The organism is Aureitalea sp. L0-47 (assembly GCF_026126405.1).
Lineage (GTDB): Bacteria > Bacteroidota > Bacteroidia > Flavobacteriales > Flavobacteriaceae > Pukyongia.
Window position 1 is genome coordinate 49137 of record NZ_JAFMTQ010000009.1, and the last position, 25851, is coordinate 74987.

At 38.4% G+C, this 25851-nt stretch carries 26 protein-coding genes; 8 read left to right on the forward strand and 18 right to left on the reverse strand.

Translation table 11 applies throughout. From position 1 onward, the window contains the following. Positions 1–15: 15 nt before the first annotated feature. From J1N09_RS10055 to J1N09_RS10080, 6 genes are all read right to left on the reverse strand, one after another. On the reverse strand, positions 16–2964 hold the full coding sequence (locus tag J1N09_RS10055) for a type I restriction endonuclease subunit R (protein ID WP_265200052.1): 2949 nt from the start codon (positions 2962–2964) through the stop codon (positions 16–18). Continuing rightward, on the reverse strand, positions 2961–4355 hold the full coding sequence (locus tag J1N09_RS10060) for a restriction endonuclease subunit S (RefSeq protein WP_265200053.1): 1395 nt from the start codon (positions 4353–4355) through the stop codon (positions 2961–2963). The genes J1N09_RS10055 and J1N09_RS10060 overlap by 4 nt, the downstream gene beginning before the upstream one ends. Then, positions 4355–5287: a DUF5655 domain-containing protein gene (locus tag J1N09_RS10065; RefSeq protein ID WP_265200054.1), complete on the reverse strand. Its 933-nt coding sequence runs from the start codon at positions 5285–5287 to the stop codon at positions 4355–4357. Before J1N09_RS10065 ends, J1N09_RS10060 begins: the two co-directional genes overlap by 1 nt. Further along, positions 5284–5877, reverse strand: a complete 594-nt coding sequence (locus J1N09_RS10070; RefSeq protein WP_265200055.1) for a hypothetical protein — start codon at positions 5875–5877, stop codon at positions 5284–5286. The genes J1N09_RS10065 and J1N09_RS10070 overlap by 4 nt, the downstream gene beginning before the upstream one ends. Beyond that, entirely contained in the window at positions 5870–7576 is a 1707-nt protein-coding gene (locus tag J1N09_RS10075) for a type I restriction-modification system subunit M (protein ID WP_265200056.1), read from the reverse strand. The genes J1N09_RS10070 and J1N09_RS10075 overlap by 8 nt, the downstream gene beginning before the upstream one ends. A 77-nt stretch (positions 7577–7653) precedes the next feature. Further along, the gene (locus J1N09_RS10080) at positions 7654–8253 is read right to left on the reverse strand and encodes a hypothetical protein (protein ID WP_265200057.1); all 600 of its coding nucleotides are present in this window, start codon (positions 8251–8253) and stop codon (positions 7654–7656) included. A 154-nt stretch (positions 8254–8407) separates the two neighbouring features. Here J1N09_RS10080 and J1N09_RS10085 point away from each other — a divergent pair, with 154 nt between their 5' ends. Together J1N09_RS10085 and J1N09_RS10090 are read left to right on the forward strand one after the other, a co-directional pair. After that, positions 8408–8716: a hypothetical protein gene (locus J1N09_RS10085; protein ID WP_265200058.1), complete on the forward strand. Its 309-nt coding sequence runs from the start codon at positions 8408–8410 to the stop codon at positions 8714–8716. A gap of 5 nt (positions 8717–8721) precedes the next feature. Then, a complete protein-coding gene (locus J1N09_RS10090) occupies positions 8722–8931 on the forward strand; it encodes a hypothetical protein (RefSeq protein WP_265200059.1) in 210 nt (69 codons plus the stop codon). A gap of 21 nt (positions 8932–8952) precedes the next feature. Here J1N09_RS10090 and J1N09_RS10095 read toward each other — a convergent pair whose 3' ends face one another. Next, on the reverse strand, positions 8953–9573 hold the full coding sequence (locus J1N09_RS10095; protein ID WP_265200060.1) for a recombinase family protein: 621 nt from the start codon (positions 9571–9573) through the stop codon (positions 8953–8955). Next, positions 9570–9830, reverse strand: coding sequence for a hypothetical protein (locus J1N09_RS10100; RefSeq protein WP_265200061.1), 261 nt, complete (start codon positions 9828–9830; stop codon positions 9570–9572). The genes J1N09_RS10095 and J1N09_RS10100 overlap by 4 nt, the downstream gene beginning before the upstream one ends. Before the next feature lie 204 nt (positions 9831–10034). On the opposite strand from J1N09_RS10100, the gene J1N09_RS10105 reads away from it, so the two are divergent. From J1N09_RS10105 to J1N09_RS10120, 4 genes are all read left to right on the forward strand, one after another. Continuing rightward, a complete protein-coding gene (locus J1N09_RS10105; RefSeq protein WP_265200062.1) occupies positions 10035–10529 on the forward strand; it encodes a hypothetical protein in 495 nt (164 codons plus the stop codon). Positions 10530–10558: 29 nt separating this feature from the next. Further along, positions 10559–10726: a hypothetical protein gene (locus tag J1N09_RS10110; RefSeq protein ID WP_265200063.1), complete on the forward strand. Its 168-nt coding sequence runs from the start codon at positions 10559–10561 to the stop codon at positions 10724–10726. After that, a complete protein-coding gene (locus tag J1N09_RS10115) occupies positions 10707–10958 on the forward strand; it encodes a MerR family transcriptional regulator (RefSeq protein WP_265200064.1) in 252 nt (83 codons plus the stop codon). The genes J1N09_RS10110 and J1N09_RS10115 overlap by 20 nt, the downstream gene beginning before the upstream one ends. Positions 10959–11059: 101 nt before the next feature. Continuing rightward, entirely contained in the window at positions 11060–12136 is a 1077-nt protein-coding gene (locus tag J1N09_RS10120; protein ID WP_265200066.1) for a hypothetical protein, read from the forward strand. A 103-nt stretch (positions 12137–12239) separates the two neighbouring features. On the opposite strand, the gene J1N09_RS10125 is transcribed toward J1N09_RS10120, so the two are convergent. The 10 genes from J1N09_RS10125 to J1N09_RS10170 form a co-directional block, all read right to left on the reverse strand. Further along, positions 12240–12374: a hypothetical protein gene (locus J1N09_RS10125; RefSeq protein ID WP_265200067.1), complete on the reverse strand. Its 135-nt coding sequence runs from the start codon at positions 12372–12374 to the stop codon at positions 12240–12242. A 137-nt stretch (positions 12375–12511) separates the two neighbouring features. Further along, the gene (locus J1N09_RS10130; RefSeq protein ID WP_265200068.1) at positions 12512–13957 is read right to left on the reverse strand and encodes a site-specific integrase; all 1446 of its coding nucleotides are present in this window, start codon (positions 13955–13957) and stop codon (positions 12512–12514) included. Between the two features lie 305 nt (positions 13958–14262). Then, positions 14263–14442: a hypothetical protein gene (locus tag J1N09_RS10135; protein ID WP_265200069.1), complete on the reverse strand. Its 180-nt coding sequence runs from the start codon at positions 14440–14442 to the stop codon at positions 14263–14265. 50 nt (positions 14443–14492) lie between these two features. Beyond that, on the reverse strand, positions 14493–15665 hold the full coding sequence (locus J1N09_RS10140; protein WP_321160807.1) for a folylpolyglutamate synthase/dihydrofolate synthase family protein: 1173 nt from the start codon (positions 15663–15665) through the stop codon (positions 14493–14495). Positions 15666–15721: 56 nt separating this feature from the next. After that, positions 15722–18208: a VPS10 domain-containing protein gene (locus tag J1N09_RS10145; protein ID WP_265200070.1), complete on the reverse strand. Its 2487-nt coding sequence runs from the start codon at positions 18206–18208 to the stop codon at positions 15722–15724. 50 nt (positions 18209–18258) lie between these two features. Then, the gene (locus J1N09_RS10150; RefSeq protein WP_265200071.1) at positions 18259–19077 is read right to left on the reverse strand and encodes an energy transducer TonB; all 819 of its coding nucleotides are present in this window, start codon (positions 19075–19077) and stop codon (positions 18259–18261) included. 8 nt (positions 19078–19085) lie between these two features. After that, complete coding sequence (locus J1N09_RS10155; protein ID WP_265200072.1) at positions 19086–19478, reverse strand: ExbD/TolR family protein; 393 nt, start codon at positions 19476–19478, stop codon at positions 19086–19088. 1 nt (position 19479) lies between these two features. Next, the gene (locus J1N09_RS10160) at positions 19480–20181 is read right to left on the reverse strand and encodes a MotA/TolQ/ExbB proton channel family protein (RefSeq protein ID WP_265200073.1); all 702 of its coding nucleotides are present in this window, start codon (positions 20179–20181) and stop codon (positions 19480–19482) included. A gap of 51 nt (positions 20182–20232) precedes the next feature. Beyond that, entirely contained in the window at positions 20233–21636 is a 1404-nt protein-coding gene (gene nhaD / locus J1N09_RS10165; protein WP_265200074.1) for a sodium:proton antiporter NhaD, read from the reverse strand. 112 nt (positions 21637–21748) lie between these two features. Further along, positions 21749–22870 carry an anhydro-N-acetylmuramic acid kinase gene (locus tag J1N09_RS10170; protein WP_321160808.1) on the reverse strand — a complete coding sequence of 374 codons (1122 nt, stop codon included), beginning with the start codon at positions 22868–22870 and terminating at the stop codon, positions 21749–21751. A 36-nt stretch (positions 22871–22906) separates the two neighbouring features. Between J1N09_RS10170 and J1N09_RS10175 the strand changes: the two genes are divergently transcribed. Then, positions 22907–24049 carry an acyl-CoA dehydrogenase gene (locus tag J1N09_RS10175; protein WP_265200075.1) on the forward strand — a complete coding sequence of 381 codons (1143 nt, stop codon included), beginning with the start codon at positions 22907–22909 and terminating at the stop codon, positions 24047–24049. 416 nt (positions 24050–24465) lie between these two features. Next, positions 24466–25818 carry a microtubule-binding protein gene (locus J1N09_RS10180; protein WP_265200076.1) on the forward strand — a complete coding sequence of 451 codons (1353 nt, stop codon included), beginning with the start codon at positions 24466–24468 and terminating at the stop codon, positions 25816–25818. Positions 25819–25851 lie beyond the last annotated feature (33 nt).

The window sequence follows — 25851 nt, forward strand, 5'->3', positions numbered from 1 at the left end:
TAGTTTTTTACTCATTTAAAGATTTGGACTATTCCTATTATACTCCCTATACAACCCATCCAAAATCATCGGGAAGACCTTCGTATTCATAATCTTTTTATAGAACTCCAATCGATCCCCATAATACTCACTAACCTCATCCTTCATTACCTTCTTAAAGAAGTCCTTCTTGTCGTCTTCGGTGTTATTACCTACCATAACCGAAGATAGATCATCATTCTGTTTCATACGTTGGGTCACGTTTTCCAAGTCTAACTTATCTTCTTCAGAAAGTTCAATTCCGTAGACTTCATTTATCCTTTCAATAATATGGGAAAGAAGATCATATTCGGGTTCGTTGACTCCTCCTGATCCATCCTCTCCCATGGGATAAACCTCTCCTTGTATGTCCTCTAATGAGAGTTTAGACTCACCCATCATCTGAATCCTCAATGAATCCAGATCAACCGAATCTGAAAGGTCTATTCTTTCCGATTCTCCCTTGGGTAGTTTCTTGTTTACATATCTCAAAAAAACATATAATTTTTCCCATTGAACCTCTGTGAAGGTGATAATCTGAGAGATATACGAATACAATCGGATGAAGGATTGAATTTTTGATTTGAACTCTGTCCGCTGATCGTCTGTCTCCAATTCCTTCCAACTTTCAACTACCTCATCAATGATTGGATGTAGTTTTTCATCGGTCTCAGTTTCTTTATAAAACTCTTTACAGAACCGATCCACCTGATCATCGGTAAAAAGGTTGAATGATTCTATTTGATATTGTAGGTCATATAACTTATCGGGTTCGGTTTCTCCTGTTAGTGTGGTTGAGGTATAGAATGGTTGGAAGGAATTAACAATGTCCTCGGTATCATTCACAAAATCCAACACAAAAGTATCTGTCTTACCCGATTTGGTTCGGTTAAGTCGTGATAGGGTCTGAACACATTGAACGCCACTCAATTTCTTATCTACAAACATTGTATGAATCAGGGGTTCATCAAATCCTGTTTGGAATTTATTGGAGACTATTAATACTCTGAACCTCGGATCTTTCAATCCACTTGGGATGTCCGATCCTTCCATTCCGTTTTCAGAATTTAAAGATCCCTCTGTATAGTCTTGTCCGTGAAGTGAAACAGATCCACTAAACGCCACTAAACAGGAATAACTAAGACCTCTTTCTTTCATTTGTCTTACCATTTCCTGGAAAAACAGAACACAATGTTTCCTTGATCGAACAACCACCATCCCTCGGGCTTGTCCATTGATCTTCTTTGAAGTACGAGATACAAACTGATTAAGAATAATGGAGACCTTTTGTTTGATCACCTCATCGTGGGAATCGACATAATCCACCAATAATTTCATCACCTTACTTTCGGGAAGTTCTTGATCTTCATCTCCTGATTGATGGACTTTGAAATATCTTTTGTAGGTGGTATAGTGTTCTAAAACATCCAAGGTAAATCCTTCCTTGATGGATTGTTTCATTGAATAAGAATGAAAGGGAACGAAATTTCCATCTTCATTTTTTCTTCCGAATAGTTCGAGGGTTTTATTTTTTGGGGTTCCCGTAAATCCGAAAAAGGAAATATGTTCTTGTTTTCCACGTGACTCTATTTCTCTTCGGATCATTTCTTCATAATCAATTTCACCATCATCATCCTCAATGATTTCGGTTGAAAGGGATTTTTTTAAATGTTTGGAAGTTTCACCCGATTGCGAGGAATGAACCTCATCGATCACTACCCCGAAAGTCTGTCCTTTCAATTTTGAAATGGTTTCCGAGATGAAAGGGAACTTTTGAATGGTGGTAACAATAATATCCTTTCCCTTTTCTAAGTATTCTTGTAGTTGTTTTGAGTTGATGTCAATTGGATTGACCACCCCACTGGTCTGTTCCAATTGTTTTAAAGTGTTTTGTAGTTGTCTATCCAACACTTTTCGATCGGTAATGACCAATATGGTGTCAAACATTCGATTGGTATCTCCTTTTGTTCTGTATAGGGAAGTTAAGGTATGAGATAACCAACCAATGGAATAGGATTTCCCTGATCCCGTAGTATGTTGGATGAGGTAATTGTGTCCAACACCCTCTTCCTTGATCTTGGATCTCAATTTTCTGATCACGTCCAATTGATGGTATCTCGGAAAGATCAGCACCTCACTTTTCTCTTCGATTACTTTATTGTGTTTTGAACTCCATACTTTATCGGTTTCTATGGAGACCAAGACAAAGTTTTCGATAATGTCCAAAAGGGAGTCGGGTTGGAGAATGTCATTCCATAAATACTCCGATCGGTAATCATCTTTAACAGAAGGATTTTCAATTCCTTTGTTATAAGGTAAAAATCTCGTTTTTAATCCACTCAAACGGGTTGTCATAGATACTTTATCATTATCTACGCAAAAGTGTACCAGACATCGTTTAAATTGTAATAGGGGTTCTCCTAATGGGTTTCTGTCTTCTTTATATTGTTTTTCGGAATTATAGATGTTCTGACCTGTGAGTTGGTTTTTGAGTTCCATAGTGATGATGGGTATACCATTGAGGAATAAAACCATATCAATAGACTTCTCATTCTTGATGGAATAATGGAGTTGTCGAACCGCTACAAACCTGTTTTTAGAGTATAACTCCATATGTTCAGGGTTCATTCCACTTTTGGGTTGGAAATACACCAAATCGAAGGAACAACCTCGTGTATTAATTCCCTTTCTTAGAACATCTACGATTCCTCGTTTTGAAATACCATCATTTAATACTTTGACTAATTGTTTGTCTGTTGAGGTATCAAATTGAGAGTGTAGTTTTTGGTATTCTTTTTCTTGGGTCTCTTTGATAAAACCGATGAGGTCTTCCTCTATGACACAATTTACCCGATCGTATTCGGGGTATAGACGGGACTTATAATCGTGTTTTAATAACGATTTCTCGATGTGTGATTCAAATCTTCCTTCGTTGGGTGAGTTCATACCAATTCATTTTTAGGGGTAAATGAATGGTCTCCTTGACTGACTCTAATTTTTCCTGTCACAACCTCTGAAATTAATGATTGACGATACTCTTTGAGAAGTTCAATTTTGTTTTGTTCTAACCCAATTAGTTCATCAATTTCGTTGGTTTGTTCACCAATATATTCAAGGATGATTTTTTGTTCGGAAATTGGGGGAACAGGAAATCTAATATCTTTTAATGTCACTCCATAAATTACTTCTATGGTTGTTGAGTTACTAGTATTACGAATATCCTCTAAAAAAAATGATGATTCATTTACATAAGTATAGAAATATTGTTTTAACATCATGTGTTCATTCAACCTAATTCTTATCAAGCAAGGATGTAATACACAATCTCCAAGACCATCAGGAACTATTGAGACCTTACCAAAAGTTGTTCTGTTTTTTGAACCAAAAGATCCCCTTGTTCCCATTATTATGTCACCTCCCTTCACTTCAAACACACGTAATTCCTGAAATTTTTCGTTAGAGATGTATTCCTCCCCAATTTCATAATCCTCTTCAATTAATGTTTTTTGATTCATTACTTTGACTCCACTTTCCGTGTAATCTTTGGTGTTAAGTTGAGTTCCGAACGGACCTGTTTGTATTCCGTTATTGTTTATAGAGAAATACTTGGCGGGGATGTACTCCCAATGACTCGGAACCTTCCCAATCCACTCCACTCCCGAATCTTTCATTTCCACATTGGGGTCAAGACCTTTGGTCACCACATGGTTGATAAGTGAAGTTCTTTTCTCCTTTAAGAGTTCTATTTTTCGTTCCTTCTTTTGGATGAGGTTATCGATGAGGGAGGTTTTTTGATCGAGGTAGGAGGCGATTTGTTGTTGTTCAGAAAGAGAAGGCAAAACAAGTTCAAAATCCCTTAGAGTTGAAATGGACACCCCCCCAATTAATCCTGTCTTTGATAGTTCAAACTTATCTTGAAAGTTGGTACTTTGAATAAAATAAAATTGAAATTTTGTTATTTGGTCAGAATAGAAATAACATAATTTATTTACGAAACAAACATCTTGTTTCAAAAACACCATTTTTTTTCCAGCACTACCACCTTCTACACAAAGAAGAAAACCTCCCTTTTTGCCGAGCCTTAATGGATTATTTTCTAAGGGAATTCTTAGTCCATTATTATAATTAACTCTTTGAGTATTTATATCAATATCTTTTGAAGAAACATAAGAAATGTCCTTCAAATCATCACTTTCATAATACTCCTTTTGTTTTTCATTGAGACTATTCCCCGTATAAAGGGTTGATACATATTTAAATTTGGTCTTAACCCAATGACTTGGAATCTCCCCAATCCAATCCACTCCCGAACCCTTATATGAAGAATATTTTTTCATTAATGTTGGTTTTGATAGGATTGTTTGATAAGGTTAATGGCATAATCTAAATGTTCATCCGAGTGTAACCAAATTCTATAATCCCCGTTTCCCCAATGTCCTTTTTCACTAAGATCTTCGGTTAAATTGAGGTCATCCCTCAATTCGCCCTTTTTCATATTCACCAACACTCCAAGACCCTTGTTATAGATAATGATATCTGTAAAAATTCTATTTTCTCTAAATCCAATGGTTTGTTTTCCAATTTTGACCTCTATACCATCACCAATCTTCATTATTCTATCTTTTAGGTCTCGGTATAATTCAACCACCCATTCAGGTCGGTTTTTACTCTTGTAAAGATGATAGTCTTCATCATATCGAATAATCTCTTTGGAAACTCTACTGACTAAGTTGTTTTCACTTCCATCCATTTGAGTAGTTGAGTTGATATCGACATCGGATTCAATGTTGATTTTATTCAATCCAAGTAGATTATTCTTATACCTCATCACTTCCCATAATTCAAACGGGATATTCTTGAAATTGATGGAATTTCTTTGGTAATCGGAGAACTTGGGAGAAATAAAAATGATCTTGGATTGACTCCAATCCACCTCATCCCTTTTGATGTTTTTATCCAGGGTTTCATTGTATTCTAAAATGAAATCTGACTTGTTGTTTAAGAGGAGGGAGAGATAGGTATATCCTTGATCAATCACCGAATAACTTGTCCCTTTTTTATACTCGATAATCACAAAGGAATTGGTTTCCTTATCGAAACAGAGCGTGTCAAACCTGAAACTTTGAACACTTAATTCCGATTTTACGAACTCTAATCCAAACAGGGTTTCCACATTGTTTTCAATCAATGTTTGAATGTCTTTCTCCAACTTAAAAGGGTTGGAGGAGATGGATGAAAGTTCGTTGTTATTTATTTGAAATAGTTTCATCGTTGTTCAATGTTTATCGGGTATTTTTTAATTCCTTTCAACATCTGTCCAAATGAAAAGAAAGACTCATCCATCTTCTTAGGAGATTCATTATACTCTTGTTTTAAATTATTAAACCAATCAAAGTATTCGTTTTTATAGAGTAAATATTTCTTTTTGGAATTGTTGGGGATCTCTTCAATTACTCCCTTTGTGATGAATTTATAGGAACGGAAGACATGTTGGTCAAATATTGGGAATTGGGAAGGGTTCATTATATGGAGCAAAAACAACCTCCAAATAGTAGAACTTTTTTGAGGTTCGAATTCAGATTCAAAAATTTCCCAGTCAAAATCCGTTTTTAAGTATTTCAGCACCTCAACCTTCTTCCAATAATTAAGGACATTCGTCATTTTCTTTTCGTAAATGACATCCCCTGTTCCATTCTTCCACTTGAATAATTCTATGAAGGAGGACTTATTGTCTAATACTTTATCAATATGATCCCTATATCTATGTTCATTCTTAAATGAATAAACAGGTGACCACCTATTCACAAAGTCATTCAGATTTGATAATCCTGGTAATTCTATTGAAAAGGAACTATTCATTCACAATCTCTTTAAATATTCCTTCACTTTCCTCTTCCAATTTTAAAAGATCTGATGTAATCTCTTCTAAACTCCTAAGGGGTTTGTATTTGTAGAAATACTTCGTGAAATTGATCTCATACCCCACTTTATCTTTACTTCTTTCCATCCAACTTTTCGGAAGATGAGGTTTCACTTCTCGATTAAAATAGTCATCGATATCATCTGTAAGAGGAACTCTTTCATAATCTCTTTTGGAGGTATCAGGTTTTGGTGATCCATCTCTCTTAGTTACAACCTCCCCATTTTCCATTTCGGATTGTTCTATGACAACCTTCGTATATCCAAAGAACTCATTGTCAAAAATCTTTGAAAACTCCGATTCTTGATTATCTCGATATAATTGGATCAATTCTTCTCTGAATGGTTTTGAGATATACTTTCGTTTACTCCCTAAACTTTTCTTCATTGTTGAGTAAAAAGAAGAACCATCAATGAGTTGGATTTTTCCTTTTCGATGAGGTTTCTTTTTATTGGTAACGACCCATATGTAGGTTGATATTCCCGTATTAAAGAACAATTGATCAGGGAGGGAAACAATACATTCCAACCAATCATTTTCGATGATCCATCTTCTGATTTCACTTTCCCCACTTCCAGCGTCTCCTGTAAATAAGGGAGATCCATTAAAGACCACCCCAATTCGAGATCCCTCATCTTTCATTTTAGAGATCATATGTTGAAGGAAAAGAAGAGAACCATCCGAACTCCTTGGGGTTCCCACAGAGAATCGACCCATAGGATTTTTACTTTCCTCATCAACAAATTCCTTCTCGGATTTCCAACTTACTCCAAAAGGAGGATTGGTGATCATGTAATCGAATTTTCGACCTTCAAACTGATCCATTGACAATGAAGAACCTAATTTGATATTGTCGGGATCCTCTCCCGTAATCAACATATCCGATTTACAGATAGAATAGGTCTGAGGGTTTAGTTCCTGTCCATATAGATTGACCCGAACCTTATTGGAAACATTTTTCTCGATCCATTCTTTACCGATGGTCAACATACCTCCTGTTCCCGCACACGGATCAAATATGGACCGGATGATCCCTTCACCTGAGAGGTTATCTTCTTCCCCTGAGAACACCAATGAAACGAGTAATTTAACCACATCCCTTGGGGTGTAGTGCTCCCCGGAGGTTTCGTTGCTCATTTCGCTAAACTTACGAAGGAGTTCTTCGAAGATCTGTCCCATTGTATGGTTATCTACTTTGTTGGGATGAAGATCCACTTCGGTGAATTTATCTATGAGTAGGTATAGTTTGTTGTTTTTTAGAAGTTTCTCAACGGGTTTCTCCAATTGAAAGTTTTCCAAGATCTCGAATACATTTTGTGAAAATCCATTGATGTAATTGGGAAAATTAACTTTGAGTCCATTGGGATCACCTTTCAGTCTTTGAAGATCAAAATTTGAATGATTGAAGAATTTGAGTCCTGTTTGTTTCTTAATAATCGGAGTAGGATCAACCTCATCCTTTAACTCCTTGTAAAGTTCAATGACTTTATCCTTTTTGGGTTCTATAACACAATCCAATCTTCGGAGAACAACAAAAGGTAGAATGACATCTCCGTATTCGTGTTGTTTGAAGAGACCACGTAACACGTCATCACAAACATTCCATATAAAACTTGATATTTCTTGGTGGGTTGACATAAGGGTTGATATGTTTAGCTAACGGGGAAATTAATCAAAATGGAATTGAAATGCTAACGTGATTCCGTAATAGGGTACTAACTTCTCTTAAATTGGCGGATGATCTCTTTTACTTTTCTGTTTCTTTCAGATTTAGTCAATTTTGAACATTCATTTGACTGAAGAAATTCAAAAATTAAGTTTGTAAGTATATGATTATATTGAATACCTCCTTGGTTCAAAAATCTTTCAAAATCATCTTTTGAATATCTCCTTCCATTTAGCCGAACAACTGGTTTTAAAATCGAATTATTCTTAAACCAATTTCGAACTGATCGGATATTATACACTTGTTGAGTTTCGGGGTTTATGGGTTGATAAAAAAGATGTAATTCAGGAATTGTTAAGTTTTTGAAAGTATCATTTAATTCCCTTTCACTTGGAAGGTTAATTTTATAGTGTCCTAGATCATGTTTTACAAATTCTTGAAACCAATTCCTTAATTTAAAGGAAATAACCTCCAGCTTTTGTAGTTCTTCCGTGAAATAATCAATGATTTCTTCCTTACTCTCAAGATGCGGTGGAATTGAACTTTCAAATAAGTTACTTCTCTTGGGATATTTAAAATTATTTAATCTTATTTCCTCCTCAATTTTATTCATCGCCAGTAACATCTTTCTCAATACTTTTCTTTCCATAATTGTGATTTTTTTAAAGTTAAGGAAGTAATCGGAAATGACCCACACCCGATTTAATGCAATTATGTTCCAAATATATACATAACAGATTATCAGTCTATTAACTACATAAATTTGTTCATGAATTAATTATTAACTATTAAAAACAAATATTATGAACAGAAAAGAAAGAAGAGAATTAAAAAGAATCGTTAAAAAAGAAATTAGACAATTAGTCTGTGATAAAGAAGAAACAGGAATGGTCAATTTGAGTGATACTTACATTAAAAGGTATTCTACCATCATCACCAATACCTTAGTCAATTTTCAGTATAAATCTTCAAAAGATTTTTTTGAAACCATCTATATAGTTTTGGGTGTAATCAATGATTTTCATGAAACAATTATTCCAAATTATAATAATGTTGAGATTCTACGATTGAGTGATGAATGTAATTGTATGGAAATGATTATCAAAAAGTGACAATCATGACGACAGAACAAGAAAAACAAGAAAACGATAGATTCTTTAAACAAGTAATTTCATTTTCCAAAATGTATTTCTATCCTTTAATTGGGGAATACTATAAAATTGAAGGACATAAAATGTATCCCGAAACCCAAAAAGGAAAAAGGACGATTCAGGAAATTACTACATTGGAATTTCAAAGAGAACATTTAGGGGATTTATTAGATTAGAAATTGATGAAGGTAAAAAGGTTACTGAATTAACCTTTTTACCTTCATTATTGTTCCATTGCTTCGACCCGTAAGTTTCATTGTTTCCCTAACTGATCTTCCTTTATTTAGATACTTGACCACATCTTTGTACTCCTCCAAAATCTCTTTTTCGGATTTTTTGTATCCTTTTTTACGACCTACTTTTCCACCTTTTTTAATGTAGTTGTCATATCCCGACTTTATTCGTTGTCTGATCTGAGTCCTTTCCATTTCTGAAATGGAAGTAAGGATTTGGATCATCAAATTGGATAAGGGGTTTTTATTTCCTTTTTCATCGAGGGTTTCGATATTAAAATTCTTGATGAATAGTGAGATTTTGTTTTCAGACAAAGTTTCTATGGTACTTAAAACTTCGAGGGTATTCCTTCCCAACCGACTCATCTCCCAACAAAGAACCTTATCTACATTGTTATCTTGGATAAAGTCAATCATTTCCATCAGGACTTCTCGTTCCTGGTTCTTTTTACTACCTGAAACTTTCTCTTCAAAGACAGAAAGTAGATCAAATTTCATTTTCTGACAATATTCAGTCAATTCTCTGATCTGTCTTTGATTGTCCTGAGATGAGGTAGATACCCTCGAATAGATAACAACTCTCATCCTTGGGGAAATTTAAGTTGAACCATTCCTTTACAGAGATATTCCAAAAAATGTAAAATATCTCCATTGTTGAAATCGATCTTAACTAATCTCCACTTTATTTGAAGTTGAGTTTCTAAGTCAAGACAGGATATAAATTCTATGACCACATCCATGGGGATGAGGTGATTTCCAAATGGACTATCTGAGGGGATCAAGAAGGAATGATCCATGGGTATTCCCTTCTCGGAAAGTAATCGTGTGAGGTAGTTCTTCATAACGTATCAAATTAATCTTTTAGATTACAATGGTCCTGAATTCCAGTGTATTAACCAAGGAAAACAAGATTAAAATGATACATTTTTGACATGATACACTTTCTTCAAAAAAAATTCAAAATTTTTTAAAAAATGTCTAAACAAAATCCACATTGGATACTATAAGTCCTGTAAATGATTATTAACCTTTAAAAACTAAAAGATATGTGGAAAGTAGAAAAAACAGAAAATGGTAAGGTAGACTTAGAAGATCTAATTCAAAGTACCCCAAATAAACGATTAGTTGATTTTTATTGGGATGCCATGGAAAATTTTACTCGGAAAAAACCAAAAATAGAACTTAAAAATATTCTAACTAGTGAATGTGAATATCAAGATGAATTCGATAATCTATTTGGGTTAATGGAAGAGAATATAAGAAATTATGTAAGAGATTATTCGGAGGAAGAATTACAGAAACAATTAATATATCACGATATAACAATCTCACAATTCAACAATTTCATCCAACATGAAAGAGATATTGACGAGGAATTATATGACAGACTATATGAATATTATATTGCTGTTGAGGTTTGTAGTGAGTGGTCAATTGAATGGTTTATAGTCAAATTACTTGAATACCATAAAATAATAATTGAGTCACCTGATTCGGATTATGGAGAATTTGAAATAAATACTTCAACAAAAGGTCAATAGGATAATATATATCTAAAAAGGATTGAATTATGGAAAGAAAAAAATATGTAAAAAACTTAGAGGATTTTATTCTCGAAATAAAAGATCAAACTCCAGTTAGATCCGAGACAATCAGATCACTTGATTGGGAATACTTAGAGTTTGAGGAGATAGAAAAAAAACATCGTAGAAAGAAAAATGAAAAAGGAGATAAATAAAGTGAGGGTTTATAGTATGAGGGATCTTTCTAAAAAATTGGAGGTTCAAAAGTATCATATCAAGAATTGGATCAATGACTTCGAATTGAAACCTAATTATATCAATGATGGGGTTTATTACTTTAATTCGGAAAGATTGTTACCCTTTCTCATTTACCTGAACTACAAAGAGAGGTTGAACCTCATAAAAAAGAACCTAATGGAATGGACAACGAAAGAAACAACAATATAAGAAGAAGGATACTTCAAAAGGAGAAGAGGATACTTGACTATAAGGACAAAATAGACAAGTTAAATCAAGAAATACAAAAATTGAGGGATAGACTAAAATAAATGAAGTTCACCCATTACGATTATGAAAATAACCTCGTAGGATTAATTCCTAAGAGGTTATTGGAGTTGTCTGAAAGAGAATTTAAAAACCGATCATCTCGAAATACTCTCTTAAAAACATATTGTTTGATACTTAGCAAAGTTGAAACCGAAATTAAACGTGGGAGAAACAGGGGAGATGAAAAGAAAAAATATTATGTCTCTTTATCATCAAAGTATTTTCGAAAATCAATTCTTACGGGATATAAAAGATACCTTGATTTTTTAATTAGCCATGGTTTCGTTGAGGTTAGGAAACGAGAGTTGGATTTCCATGAAAGAAGGAAGAGGGGGATCTATATTGATATTCATGATGACCCCATATTTGTCGAATCCTACCAAGTAGGAACTAGGTCAAAGGAATATACAATTAAGGAGTTTCCCGTTTTATCAGATCAGGAGTTGAGGTTTCCATTGAGAATTAAGGAAAGCCCATGTCGAATAAAAAACAGGCGTTTTTTAGAGTCCGTTGGGATTGAAGATGTAAAAATGTCCTCCGATCAATATGGGTATAGATTATATCACAATTTGACCAACTCCTACAAGAAAGTATTACCTCAACTTGATCAAGATTTTATCGGATATGATATTAAAACATCCATTCCCTATCAGATAAAGGAATACATCAAAAAGAAAGGGTATAATGATGATCCTTTTTTAGAATTATTTGATGGAGATTTCTATGAAAATTGGGGTAGTGTTTTGGGGATGGATATCTCTGACCGAAAGAAAGTAAAAAGAAGTTTCAATACCTATTTGAATGGGAAAAGTAATGATTATCCACCCGATTTGGATGAGATAGTAAAACATAAATTCCCCTTATTTCACTCCCTTAAAAGTAAAGGTTTAGGGAAGAAAATGGTGAGGGTTGAAACCGACTTGATGTTGAACAAAGTTATCGGGAATATTCCCGCAGAAAAGGTTTTAACAATACATGATGGATTTATCGTCTTTCGTAATGATATCGTTATAGTTGATAAATACCTAAATGACCTCAACGAATTGAAGGAATTTACAATCGTAAAGAAGAGGATGTAATAGGAATACTACCATTACTTTGTTACCTGATTTTCCAATATCATAATCCAATTTATAGAATATCAAATTTCACTTTAAAAACTAAGTCCATAATTTTACTTTTTTACATTATACCATCAACATCTAAATCATCAAGACACTCTTCAAATATCTCAAAGATGTGTTGTATCAATATTTCTTGATCAACCTGATCTTTACCTTCAATTCTATTTAAATCAAATTCAAATTTTACTATCATAACTATATTTTTAACTATTAATAATTAAGTCTTATAGTAAAGAATAATAAAGAAGTTGCGTAGATTTTATATACAAATTGAACTATTCGATAAGATGTAAAGAATATTCGCTATACAACATAAAGTTGGACTAGTTTTTATTCTGAATTAGATAACATACCTAAACTTCTAAATGCTTCTGAATTATCAGCATCTATCTTCTCTTTACTAAAAGAACTGACATAGGACTCAGTAACAGATAGATTAGAATGACCAAGACTCTTACTGATGGTGTAGATATCAGCACCTGTTTCTAACATCAGATTACTATAAGAATGTCTGGCAATGTGGGAACTCAGTCTAATGTTTGGATTACCTGTTATAGGTGCCAATTTTTTCAACTGCTTATTATACACAGCAGTCATAGATGAAATCTTATTTACCTGTTTCCTATTGAGTCTGGTATTCTTATGAAACTCTACATCTTTAAATAGATCATTAGGTAATACAGGAATAATAAAATCATTATTATGATCTATACTATATTTCAATATCAACTCATATTGAATACGTGCTAATTTCTTTTTCAACAATGTAATCTTACCTGTAAATGTGTCATAGAAACTAACATCTAGATCCTGATCTACTTTATTCTGTGCGTATCTAATTAGATTTTGATATGTATCAGTTACAGCTTCATCATCAGTTATACTTTTAACTTCATACTTATCTTTATAATACATTTCCATATACCTCTTTCTATCCACATAATAGAATATACATCTAGTTAGTTCAGGTGATAACTGAATAGAGTTGGGTGTTCTTGTTTTGTATTGAATGAAATCAATCCTAGATAAGACTCTGACAAAATTTATATTAGAATATCTGAGTGTAAGTAGATCACTCACTCTTAATCCCTGCCCATAGATTTGGAATAGAAATCTATTTCTTATCTCATATAACTTTGGATCATTAATATCTTCATCAACTAAACATCGTAAGTTGTAAGTATTAAGATATTCCTTTTCTATCTTCTTATCATTCGCTAATGAATAATTCTTAAAGGGATCATCTAATGTGACATATACCTTTTCATTGAGTGCCTGTCTAAACAACTTTTGAATACATTTGAAATAATTGTGGATAGTATTATCACCAATAGATTTAGTTCTAAGGAAGTTCTTGAATTTATTAAGAAATTTAATAGTTATATCAGAGAATAACACTTCATCTTGATATGATCTAAGATGTTTATATGTAGTGATATACTTCTTTGAATTACCAATCTTTTTTGCGCTAACCAGATCATTAATATGATTATCCAAATATTCTAAAAAGGAACCTTCTTTATATGTGTGTGATATGTCTGATTGGGAAAGTAACTTCTTTAAATCACTGATTTTATCATCAATTTTAGAATTGAGTAGAATATGATCAGGATGGGATTTCCTTACTTCATTTCTATTCTTATTCCAATCACTTTCATTCAACCTTATTGAGAGTGTGTGATAAGTATGCTTTCTATTCTTTGTAACTCGAATATTGATTATACCATATTTCTCATTCTTACTTCTCTTTTTTAATGTTGGATTATAAGTGATCATATCTCTATCTCTTTTATGAGGGAAACAATGAGGGAAACATTTTTATTAAATATATGAAAAATATCTGAATGTAAATACTGGCAAATTAAGATATTAACTATGGTTTAAACATATAGATGTGGTTCAGTATGACCCACATCAAGCACAATCCCAATGCTACCGCATTGGGATTAATAATTTTGTAGAAACCGAAACTTGTTTCAGGTTTCGAAGAAATTATTGATCAATGAGCGAAGCTCATAGGATTGTATTTGCAAGAGCGGGTATTCTCTGGATCACGCAAGTAATCCATTAAGTAAAAAGAATCAATGAGCGAAGCTCATAGGATTGTATTTGCAGGAGCGGGTATTCTCTGGATCACGAAGTAATCCATTAAGTAAAAAGAATCCTTGAGCGAAGCTCATAGGATTGTATTTGCAAGAGCGGGTATTCTCTGGATCACGAAGTAATCCATTAAGTAAAAAGAATCCTTGAGCGAAGCTCATGGGATTGTATTTGCAGGAACGGGTATTCTCTGGATCACGCAAGTAATCCATTAAAGCACCTCCGCAACGGTAAAAGTACTACCTCCTATAAAGATCAAATCGCGTTCACCAGCCTTGGCTTTGGCCGCCTCGAAGGCGTGAATTACCGACTTGTAAACCTCTCCATGTAATCCATGACGCAATGCCTCAGTCTTTAGTTGTTCAGTATCCATACCTCTAGGGATATCTGGCTTACAGAAGAAGTATTCAGCATTTTTTGGAAACAAAGGCAGCACTCTGTCAAGGTCCTTGTCATTCACCATACCAAGCACCACAAAAAGTTGCTCAAATACTTGTTTCTTCAATTGTCCTAATACCAATTCCAGACCTTCCTTGTTATGCGCTGTATCACAGATGATCCTTGGGGCTTCTCCAAGAATCTGCCATCTGCCCAGCAATCCCGTTGTTGAAACTACCGATACCAATCCATCACGTATTGACTCTTCGGATACTTCCAGACCTGTTTTCACCAAAACATCAATAGTAGTTAGCGCAGTTTGCATATTCTTTTGTTGGTAAACTCCCAACAAGTCAGTTTCGAATCTGCCCTGGGTGACATTTTCAGCAAAAGTGATGGGTGCCAGTTGTTGTTCAGCGATCTGCTGAAACACATAGCTGGTCTCCTCCTGTATCTCTCCAATCACAACTGGAACTCCTTGTTTTATTATGCCGGCTTTTTCGACTGCGATTTCCTCCAGGGTAGTTCCCAGGAACGCGGTATGATCCAGACCGATATTCGTAATTACAGAAACCTCGGGAGTCACTACATTCGTGCTGTCCAGTCGACCGCCCATCCCAACTTCAATGACAGCAATGTCTACCGCTTTCTTTCTGAAATAATCCAAAGCCATACCCACGGTCATTTCGAAAAAGGAAAGTGCATTCAGTTCAAAAAACTGCTTATGATCCCGGACGAATTCAACAACGTGATCCTGAGGGATCATCTCACCATTGATCTTGATACGTTCCCTGAAATCCTTCAAATGCGGCGAGGTGTACAAACCTACCTTGTAACCGGCATGCTGAAGGATGGAAGCGAGCATATGACTGGTAGACCCTTTCCCGTTGGTTCCAGCCACATGAATGCATTTCAATCCTTCCTCAGGGTTACCCAGCTCATCCATTAGAAGAATGGTGTTGGAAAGATCCGCCTTATAGGCCGCTTTACCGTCCCGCTGGTACATGGGCAACTGGTTAAACAACCACTTTAATGTTTCTGAATAATCTATGACTTGGGAATTTAGTTTACGATTAGTTTTTTGGTTTGTTTTCCTACTTCGCTTTTCACGGTCACAAAGTAAATCCCACTATTCAAATCCGAAACTTCCACTTCTACCCTATCTTCAAACTTCATTTCTCGAATCAATCTTCCGTTTACATCATATAAATAGAGCTCTGCTCCAATGTCTGCCTCTCGAATTTCAATCATCACAATGGATACGGCAGGATTTGGGTACATCGAGAATGCCACTACCTCGTTTATTCCTTCGGAACCAAGAATGATGTCCGAAACGTCTGTTTTATAGAGTGAGCGCCCGTAAGTACCCGCATACAAATACTGACTGGGTTCATGAATATGCATATCGGTTACCACCACAGACGGTAAATTATCACCAACCACTTCCCAAAACTGACCGCTAGTGGCACTGGCAAACACACCAACGTCAGTACCTACGTACAAATAGCCGTTTGCATCCTGAACAATGTCATTCACCGGTATATCAGGTAAGGAGCCGGAAATGTCAAACCAGGTCACTCCTTTGTTGTTACTCCGATACACATGTCCTTCGTCTGCCCCGTAACGATAGCCCGAGAAGGTAACATAGACCACATTTTCATCTTCTCTAGAAGCCAGGACCTTTGTTACCCAGCGATTTGGCAATTCATCCGAAACGAGGGTCCAGTCCTCCCCTCCGTCTTCAGTTACCCAAACATTACCGTCGTCTGTACCCACATAGATTAAATCGCTGTTCAATGGTGAAACATCGATGGAAATAATGGTTCCGAAGTCGAGATTTCCCGAATAGGGACCATTACTAAGATCATCACTTATGGGAGTCCATGATCCCGCTGCATTCGTTGTTTTGTAGAGCCTGTTTGCCCCATAATACAGAGTTTGAGAGTCTTGAGGATCGAATACTATCGGCGTATCCCAATTCTTTCGGTCCCCGGAAGCTATACCCGCCATGGCAGGAGAGAAGCTTGCTCCGTCATTGGTTGACTTAACTAAAAAACCTCTTTGTGACAAAGCATAGATAACACTGGTATTGGTTGGATCGACTAAAGGTTGGAATCCATCACCACCGTTAATAATATTCCAATCGTTTGCGGACCCTGTGGTAGTGCGAATGGTACTGTTATCCTGTGTCCCAATATATACTTTGTTTTCATTCTGAAAGTCTACATGTGTTCTGTATATCTGTGTTATTGGCAGGGTTTCATCTTTTGCCCAACTACTACCTCCGTTGTTACTTTTATAGAAACCTCCATCATTACCTAAAACCACTTCTCCCGAAACCGAATTGTTAAAGGCAAGTGCGTGCTGATCCACATGGACATCCGGAAAGGAAGTAAACCAGGTCTGACCTCCATCCGTAGACTTCTCAACAATAAAATCGACGTTATAGATTGTGTTTTCATCCGTGGGATCCACAAATATTCCGCGGAACCACCAGTGGAAACCGATATTGGTTAACTGATTTGAATTCACCGCTGTCCAGGTATCACCACCATTAGACGTGCGGTAGACACCCTGGATATCCCCGGATGCATTCGCATACCGGGCATAAAGTACATTTGGATTCGACTGGGAAATATCTATGCTGATACGTCCTTTTTGAGAGGGTGCAGTTGGCAGGCCAGCCGTTAATTCCGTCCAATTCTCACCTCCATCCGAAGATCGATATAAACCCGAAGTCTCTCCCCCGTACTGCCTGTTATTCGGCCTTCTGATGCGTTCCCAGGTGGCTGCGTACACAATATCTCCATTGGTGGGATGAATGGCCATATCAATAACCCCAGTGGAATCACTAACAAAGAGTTTTTGCTCCCAGTTGTTACCACCATCTGTGGATCGATATACTCCTCGATTGTTATCATTTCTGAAAAGTGGCCCCATGGCAGCAACGAAAAGGGTATTCTCGTCGTTGGGATCTATCAATACTTTCCCGACACTTCCAATATCGGGTAGACCTTTGGATTCCCAGGTTTGACCCCCATCTTCAGATTTATAGATACCATCACCATCGTATGCTAAAGAACCTCCTCCTGCATTCACTTCGCCTGTACCAACCCAGATCACATCGTTATCAACTTTTGAAACCTCGATATCCCCGATGGAAAGCATTTCCTGGTCGTCAAATATTGAAACCCAACTGGCGCCGGCGTCCGTGGTCTTAAAGATTCCACCGGAGGCTGCTCCCACATAATAAGTTTGCGCTTCATTGGAAGGTATCTCAATATCTGTTATCCTTCCTCCAATATTAACGGGACCGGCAAACTCCCAGGAATTTCCCACTACCGATCTTTGCTGAAGTTGCTGTTTCTTCCACTGGATGGCTTCACGCAATGCCTCAGATTTGATCACACCTGTTGGATACGCCCGTTGATCGAACATGAAATCCGCAGGAAGTTTGTCAGCTTTGGATTCCAAAGAATCATCTATAGGTTTCGTGCAGGAAACCAGTGTAAAAAGGACAGAAAATAGGAGAGGAAATATTGTTCTCATAGCAGTTTATAATTCTGCTAAAGATACTCAAAAATTGAAAGTTAAAATAGCTAGTTGGAGAGTCTGAATCTGTAAATGATCTTCCCGATCTGCTTGGCAGGTGCCTTGGTGTCACTGTTGAATCGAGTAGCTAATGCGGCTCTTTTCGCTGGCTCGAGCAAACATCTGGAATTGTTGGTCGTGCCTCGAACACCTGGTGTTGCACTTATCACTCGTCCGCTTCGATCCACTTCTATGCTAACCACCACTGTTCCGGCTTCATTACAATCCTGAACGTACTTCTCTTTGTTCAGTGCTTTTCTTCCACCAAGCTGGTAATTACCATCGCCATCCAGACCTTTGCCTGTTCCGTAGTATCCGGGGGCATTGGGATCGCCGTTGGGGTTGCCCTTATCTCCCGGCTTATTATCATCTCCTTCACTGCCTTGAGCCGTACCGTCTTTCTTCGGACCATTAATGAGACTTGATAAAACATCCGTTGTGGACTTATCTGGTGTTGGGTCCGGTTTCACTTCCTCTTTGGGTTCTTCCTTAACCGGAGTTTCCTTTACCTCCTTCTGTGGCTTCTCGTTCTTTATCACCGGGGCGTCTTCCGTATCCTGAGTTACGACTTCTTCTTTTACCTCAGCTTTCGGTTGAGACACCGGTTCCGGGTTGGTATTTTTAGGTGCTGATTTTATAGGTTGATCCGGCTGGACATCTCCACTGCCCTGATCGGTCGTTCCGAAGTTCACCGCGATACCTCTTTCAAGAGGCGGATCCATGTATTTCAGTCCGACAACAAAAATGATAAGGAACAAGATGATCAGGTGAAGGATCACCGTGATCGTCATACTTTTTCGCTTATGTTTTGTATCCAGCAGCCCCATAATTATGATCAATTTGGCCTAACGGCCAATACTACTTTGTAGTCGTTCTTGTTTGCAACATCCATAACGAAGACCGCATCCTCGATAGGGACTCCCTCTTCAGCCCTTAATATAATTGTGGGCTCATCCTGTCCTGCTAAAATGGTTTGCAATTCCTTTTCGATACTGTACTCACTTACACGTTCCTTATTTACATAATAGGCACCCTCTTTAGTAATACTCACTGATGCTTTCTGCTGATTTGTGGACTTTCCTTTCGCCTTCGGAAGGATTAGGTCCAGCGCATCAGGTGTGATGGCCGGTGATGTAAGCAAGAAGAATACCAGTAACAGGAAGACAATATCCGTCATGGAACTCATGCTGAATTCGGCTTTAACTTTATTTCTACCTCGTAAATTCATACTAAGCCGGTTCGTTCAGTAAATCAAGGAAATCGACGGCTGTGGCTTCCATCTGGTGTACTACCTTGTCGGTTCGGACCACCAAATGGTTGTAACCGATATAAGCAATAATACCCACGATCAGCCCTGCCACCGTAGTGGTCATAGCTGTATAAATTCCTTCTGCAAGAGCACCCATTTCAGCTTGTCCGCTACTTGTTGCCAATTGATGAAAAGCAAGTACCATCCCGATTACAGTTCCGAGGAAACCTATCATAGGTGCCGCTCCGGCAATCGTAGCGAGTATACTTACGTTCTTTTCTAGCTTGTAAACTTCTAACCGACCGGCGTTCTCAATTGCAGTGTTAATATCTTCCAACGGACTGCCAATACGAGAGATCCCTTTTTCCGTCAATCTTGAAACCGGAGTGTTATGCTGGGTACAGAGAATTTTCGCCCCCTGGATATTTCCTCCGGCTACATTGTCCCGAATCTGGTTCATAAAGTTGTTGTCCAGATGAGAGGCAGCTTTAATGGCGAACCAGCGTTCAAAATAAATATAAACCGCAACAAATAACAGAACGAAAAGCACTGCTATGATGATCTGGGCTCCCATACCACCATTCATGATGAGTTCTAGCACAGAGATTGATTTTTCTTCAGAAACCACAGGCTCAAGATCTTGCGCCAGATCCTGTCCCTCCTGAATAAAGAAGTTAAGCATGTAAATAGATTTGATTTAATTGAATAACGACCCTGATTGCAAATTGTTGCACTATCCGAGTAACATATCGCGGTATAGGATAAACACCACGGCCCCGGCTAAGAATCCTATAAATGCTAACCAGGCTACCTTGCGAAGGTACCAGATGAAGTCTATTCGCTCCATTCCCATAGCAGCTACACCAGCAGCAGATCCAATGATTAGCATACTTCCACCGGTACCAGCTGAATAGGCAATGAAATGCCACAACCAGTGATCCATCTCGAATACGTTCGGATCGTACATTCCCATGGAAGCCGCTACCAACGGTACATTGTCTATCACCGCCGATAATCCACCCAGTATCATAATTACAATATCCTGGTTGGGTATTGCTTCCTGCATTACTTCGGCCAGGTATCGCAGGGTGCCAACCTGAACATCTGTAGGAACTCCGTCTACGATGCGTTCAACAGAACTATAGACAAGACTTTCCAGACCGGCAACCGCCATAAGAATTCCAAGGAAGAATAGAATACTGGAGATCTCAATACGGGAAAGTGCCTTGTGAGCGGAATATAAATGTCTTCTTTCTTTACTAAAATCCTCTTCGGGATGTATGTATTCAGAAACCAACCAAACAACTCCTAAGGCAAGCATCATCCCAACGTAAGGAGGCAGGTGAGTAAAAGTTTTAAATACGGGTACAGAAACGATCATTCCCAGACCCAGAAAAAGCATGGTTTTACTGCTTAATAATCGCTCAGCTACCACATCTTCAGTGGTATCCACTTCGATATTCCCACGGAATGGCTTTAGATAACTGGCTACTGCAAATGGCACAATAAAGCACACTATAGAAGGTATCACTACGAATTTTATCAAACCAAGAGCCGATACGCGGTTCGCGATCCAAAGCATAGTAGTTGTCACATCACCTATAGGCGACCAGGCACCACCAGCGTTCGCAGCAATTACTACCATAGCCGCATACCAAAGTCGTTCATTTTTATTGCTGATAAGCTTTCGAAGCAAGGTTACCAGCACTATAGTGGCGGTAAGGTTATCGATGATCGCTGAAAGTATAAAGGCAAGGATACCTATGATCCACAGCAGTTTCCGCTTGCTTTTAGTGCGCACGGCACTTTTTAACACCTCAAAGCCTCGATGCAGATCGATGATCTCCACTATGGTCATCGCACCAATAAGGAATACCAATATCTCAGCCGTCTTACCTAAATGATGTAACAGTGTATTCTCGAATCCATGCACGGCATCGTGGCCTTCGGTATAGGTAAAGACATTTTCGTAAGTGTCGATCACACTGAACCAGCCCGAATGAAATCCAACCGCCAAAACCGCCCAGATAAGGGCTGCCATGATCAAAGCGGGTACTGTTTTATCTAATCGTAAGGGATGTTCTAATGTTATAGAAAGATATCCTAGAGCGAATATCAGGATTATGATGGATTCCATATAGTTGGCAAATTGATCCGTCTAAATTAACCTTTTCAATGCAATTTCAAAAGTCGCAATGTTAATATTCGACTAAGGAGTATAAATTATCCTTTAAAGCTAATTGAAAGCCCTATGGATCATACACAAATCCACTACAATGATCCTTTTTTGCACCGGTCACGCTAGCCAGGCAATTCACCTCATTTCGTAAACGAAGTACACCGAGTAAAGCAAATATCAGAGCTTCTTTATAATCCACCAAATCGTTATCCGGGATAACAATTTGAAGGTTCTTGAGCGACTTCAGCCGATCGATCAGAAAAGAATTATAGGCTCCTCCTCCGCTAACCAGTACTTTTGAATTCTCATTGAATTGGGCCGCTATTTGCAAAACGATGTGCTCAACAAAAGTGCGTAGCACATCGGGAGGTGATATGTTTGTTTCTTCAAGGACTGGTATAATATTTTGTAGAACCCATTCCAGTCCGAGCGACTTGGGAGCCGGCATCTGATAATATGCCAGATCATTCAGACGTTCGAGAACCCTTTGGTCTACAGTTCCCGATCGTGCGATGCTTCCTTCGGGGTCATAAGGCTCACCCAGCTTGTTCGCATATCGATTCATCACAATATTTACCGGGCATACGTCGTAAGCGATCCTTCGCTGATTCACTTCCGAAGAAATATTGGCAAAACCTCCCAGGTTCAGGCAATAATCATACGCTCCAAATAATAGTCTGTCACCCATTGGCACCAGGGGTGCGCCCTGTCCGCCCAACGCCACGTCCTGAACCCGGAAATCGCAAACCACTTTTTTCCCTGTCAGCCGGGCTAACTCGGATAAATTGCCAATTTGTAAAGTGATTCCTTTATCGGGTTGATGTAAAATAGTATGTCCATGACTGCAAACGGCGTCCAGATCATATAACTGATGCTTTGCAATGAATCTTCTCACAACCTTACTGAGATAGCGAGTATATTCGATATTCAATGATTTGAGTTGTGTTTCGGAATAACCTATGGCCTCTCGCAAGGATGAACTCCATTGTGCTGGATAAGCAACCGTTTCAGCAACACCAATTTTATAACTCCAGCCATTCGCTTCGGAGAATTCCAGGGTACATTCGGCCAGATCGATACCGTCCAAACTTGTCCCACTCATCACTCCCAGTACTTTGTACTTGCTTTTTACCATTTCAGTAAAAGTAAAAGGAATAATTGAATAACTGCGATCAAAAAAGTATCTTTGCACACATTTCGAAAACGATTTAGACACAACAAAAAGACTATGGATTTTAATCTTTCCGAAGAGCATTTAATGATACGCGACGCAGCTCGCGATTTTGCAAAAACCGAACTACTACCAGGTGTGATCGAACGCGACACTCACCAGCAATTCCCAACCGAACAGGTTAAGAAATTAGGAGAACTGGGGTTCCTGGGAATGATGGTAGACCCAAAATACGGTGGTGGTGGAATGGATACGGTTTCCTATGTGCTCGCCATGGAAGAATTAAGTAAAATAGATGCTTCTGCTTCGGTGATCGTATCAGTTAACAACTCCCTGGTTTGCTGGGGATTGGAATCCTTCGGAACGGAAGAGCAAAAGCAAAAATACCTTACGAAACTCGCCACGGGTGAATCAATCGGGGCTTTTTGTCTCAGTGAACCTGAAGCTGGAAGCGATGCGACTTCCCAACGCACAACAGCCATCGATAAAGGGGACCACTATATATTGAACGGAACCAAAAACTGGATCACCAATGGTGGTAGCGCGGATTACTACCTTGTAATTGCTCAAACCGACAGGGAAAAAGGACATCGTGGGATCAATGCATTTATCGTTGAAAAAGCCTGGGAAGGATTCGAAGTGGGACCCAAGGAAGATAAACTTGGAATTCGCGGAAGCGACACCCACACCTTGAATTTCAACGATGTAAAAGTTCCCAAGGAAAACAGGATAGGTGAGGATGGCTTCGGATTCAAATTCGCAATGAAGACCTTAAGTGGCGGACGTATTGGTATTGCAGCTCAAGCACTGGGAATCGCTTCAGGTGCTTACGAACTTGCCCGTGACTACTCGAAAATTCGCAAAGCCTTTGGTACGGAAATATGCAATCATCAGGCCATCGCATTCAAGTTGGCCGACATGCATACAGAAATTGAGGCAGCTCGTCACCTGGTTATGAAATCGGCCTGGGACAAGGATAATGGCAATAACTACGATATGAGTAGTGCTATGGCCAAATTGTACGCCTCTAAAGTTGCTATGGAAGTAACTGTAGAAGCGGTGCAGGTGCATGGCGGAAACGGTTTTGTGAAAGAATACCATGTAGAACGCCTCATGCGCGATGCCAAGATCACACAGATCTACGAAGGTACTTCTGAGATCCAGAAAATGGTGATCTCAAGAGGGCTTTTGAGGGACTAAAATTTTTACTATTCCAGACCCCAGGACTTGTCATTCCGTAATCAAGGACTTGTCATTCCGAACTTGATTCGGAATCTAAAAAGACTAAATGGCGTAGTTATTGAATCACGTAGATACTGAATCAAGTTCAGTATGTCCAAGGACCGGCTTTTTTTTTTAATAGCAACCCCTCCCTCTATTCTTTCGGGAGGACCGCGCTATCCGCTTCAACTCCTCTCCGCCTCCGGCGCTTGCGGGGTTTTCACTCCTATCGCTCTTGCAAGAACCGTAACATTTTCACGAGATTTGCGACTAATTCAACGTACTTTCGAAAAGTGACCATCCAAATTTCGCGAATGAGTTTCCCAACTCATTTTTTTTACCGAAATTAACAGTCCGATTTTTTTTAAATAACTAACACTTAAATAGCCATACCTATGTCTGATGATTTTGATTTACTAGAAACCGAATCCAATTCGAAACAAGATAAAGTAGAGGTAAACTGGGGCAAGGCAGTAGACCAGATGAAATCCAAGCTCGCGCAGGAAGACGATCCTGAAATGCGACAAAAAATACTGAACGCCACCCTGGACGATGTGGTAGGTATGGCCGAAAAGGACAGGGCCTCCTTGCTGGACGCTATCAAAGACCTTACCGACTACCAGGAAGAAGTAGGTATTATCTTCGAAAAATTTTCCACGCTTAACGAAGCCGAGCAGAAAGTGATCGATCGTGCCCAGAGTAAACTGGAACGGGCAAAACTGGCACTCGAAGACGCTGAAAAGGTTAAAGACAACTGGTGGAACAACTTATGGGGTAGAAAATCCAGGATTAAAAAGAGGGAAACTGAACTCAAAGAAGCTCAAAAAGAGCGCGAAGATGCCGATATAAAGGCCAAGCAAATGTTCCAGCAACGAATTGAGACTGCAGACATACAAACACTGCTGAGCGAACTATCGTACAAGAGTCAGGCGGCCGTGTCGCGATTAAAAAATCGGGAGGTGGAGATCAGAGAAGTAGAAGACAAGCTTCAGGATGCCATCGTTGAAGCGAGTAAGAATCATACTAAAGCACTTCAAAAGAAGAAAGAAACCGAGGACAAACTGGAAGAGCAGTATGCGCTTCTAAAACAAGCTCGACAGGAACTCGAGGAGATCGCCGATAAGCAATCCACAGAATATTCCGAAGCTATTGGAAAGATCACCCAACTGGAACAAAAAGTGGAAGAACTTGAAGGACTCAAGAACGCCTACACTACACTTGCGGCAAGTAAGGACAGCTTTGTGCACAAACACAATCTTACGATCAAGGTGCTTACTTCATTGAGAAGTAACCTACAAACTCACAGGGCCAAGCTAAAAAGTGATACCGATGAGCGCCTGAAATATTACGACGGATATGTTGTTGCACTAAAAGCAAGAACAGACCAGGAATTTGCAGCCATCCTTGAGCACCTGGGTGTGAAGACAGACGAGCATATCGGGCAAACACTTGCCGCTATGCATTCGGCCAGTGCGAAGGCTCGACAGGAAATGATGGACAACATTCCGGTTCATGAAAAAGTGATGCAAGGTGTTTACAGCAGTTATGCCGAATCACTTCAGGAGATCAGGGAGAAAGATGCCCTGATCCAGAAGGATTTTGCCAATCGCTACGGAATCGACATGAAGGAGATCTTTGAAGAATACTACGCTTCGTCCACAGGTGGAGACGGGGGTACTCCCAAAAAAGATGAGCCTTCTGAAACACCGGGAACTCCGGAAGGAGGCGAAGACGATTTATTGAGTTAAAACTCCTGTTCACAATATTTGAAAAAACCATCC

What these genes read in the sequence shown, in the direction of transcription:
- J1N09_RS10055 (WP_265200052.1), bottom strand. Translation starts at nt 2,964, where the DNA reads ATGAACTCACCCAACGAAGGAAGATTTGAATCACACATCGAGAAATCG.
- J1N09_RS10060 (WP_265200053.1), bottom strand. Translation starts at nt 4,355, where the DNA reads ATGAAAAAATATTCTTCATATAAGGGTTCGGGAGTGGATTGGATTGGG.
- J1N09_RS10065 (WP_265200054.1), bottom strand. Translation starts at nt 5,287, where the DNA reads ATGAAACTATTTCAAATAAATAACAACGAACTTTCATCCATCTCCTCC.
- J1N09_RS10070 (WP_265200055.1), bottom strand. Translation starts at nt 5,877, where the DNA reads ATGAATAGTTCCTTTTCAATAGAATTACCAGGATTATCAAATCTGAAT.
- J1N09_RS10075 (WP_265200056.1), bottom strand. Translation starts at nt 7,576, where the DNA reads ATGTCAACCCACCAAGAAATATCAAGTTTTATATGGAATGTTTGTGAT.
- J1N09_RS10080 (WP_265200057.1), bottom strand. Translation starts at nt 8,253, where the DNA reads ATGGAAAGAAAAGTATTGAGAAAGATGTTACTGGCGATGAATAAAATT.
- J1N09_RS10085 (WP_265200058.1), top strand. Translation starts at nt 8,408, where the DNA reads ATGAACAGAAAAGAAAGAAGAGAATTAAAAAGAATCGTTAAAAAAGAA.
- J1N09_RS10090 (WP_265200059.1), top strand. Translation starts at nt 8,722, where the DNA reads ATGACGACAGAACAAGAAAAACAAGAAAACGATAGATTCTTTAAACAA.
- J1N09_RS10095 (WP_265200060.1), bottom strand. Translation starts at nt 9,573, where the DNA reads ATGAGAGTTGTTATCTATTCGAGGGTATCTACCTCATCTCAGGACAAT.
- J1N09_RS10100 (WP_265200061.1), bottom strand. Translation starts at nt 9,830, where the DNA reads ATGAAGAACTACCTCACACGATTACTTTCCGAGAAGGGAATACCCATG.
- J1N09_RS10105 (WP_265200062.1), top strand. Translation starts at nt 10,035, where the DNA reads ATGTGGAAAGTAGAAAAAACAGAAAATGGTAAGGTAGACTTAGAAGAT.
- J1N09_RS10110 (WP_265200063.1), top strand. Translation starts at nt 10,559, where the DNA reads ATGGAAAGAAAAAAATATGTAAAAAACTTAGAGGATTTTATTCTCGAA.
- J1N09_RS10115 (WP_265200064.1), top strand. Translation starts at nt 10,707, where the DNA reads ATGAAAAAGGAGATAAATAAAGTGAGGGTTTATAGTATGAGGGATCTT.
- J1N09_RS10120 (WP_265200066.1), top strand. Translation starts at nt 11,060, where the DNA reads ATGAAGTTCACCCATTACGATTATGAAAATAACCTCGTAGGATTAATT.
- J1N09_RS10125 (WP_265200067.1), bottom strand. Translation starts at nt 12,374, where the DNA reads ATGATAGTAAAATTTGAATTTGATTTAAATAGAATTGAAGGTAAAGAT.
- J1N09_RS10130 (WP_265200068.1), bottom strand. Translation starts at nt 13,957, where the DNA reads ATGATCACTTATAATCCAACATTAAAAAAGAGAAGTAAGAATGAGAAA.
- J1N09_RS10135 (WP_265200069.1), bottom strand. Translation starts at nt 14,442, where the DNA reads ATGAGCTTCGCTCAAGGATTCTTTTTACTTAATGGATTACTTCGTGAT.
- J1N09_RS10140 (WP_321160807.1), bottom strand. Translation starts at nt 15,665, where the DNA reads ATGTACCAGCGGGACGGTAAAGCGGCCTATAAGGCGGATCTTTCCAAC.
- J1N09_RS10145 (WP_265200070.1), bottom strand. Translation starts at nt 18,208, where the DNA reads ATGAGAACAATATTTCCTCTCCTATTTTCTGTCCTTTTTACACTGGTT.
- J1N09_RS10150 (WP_265200071.1), bottom strand. Translation starts at nt 19,077, where the DNA reads ATGGGGCTGCTGGATACAAAACATAAGCGAAAAAGTATGACGATCACG.
- J1N09_RS10155 (WP_265200072.1), bottom strand. Translation starts at nt 19,478, where the DNA reads ATGAATTTACGAGGTAGAAATAAAGTTAAAGCCGAATTCAGCATGAGT.
- J1N09_RS10160 (WP_265200073.1), bottom strand. Translation starts at nt 20,181, where the DNA reads ATGCTTAACTTCTTTATTCAGGAGGGACAGGATCTGGCGCAAGATCTT.
- nhaD (WP_265200074.1), bottom strand. Translation starts at nt 21,636, where the DNA reads ATGGAATCCATCATAATCCTGATATTCGCTCTAGGATATCTTTCTATA.
- J1N09_RS10175 (WP_265200075.1), top strand. Translation starts at nt 22,907, where the DNA reads ATGGATTTTAATCTTTCCGAAGAGCATTTAATGATACGCGACGCAGCT.
- J1N09_RS10180 (WP_265200076.1), top strand. Translation starts at nt 24,466, where the DNA reads ATGTCTGATGATTTTGATTTACTAGAAACCGAATCCAATTCGAAACAA.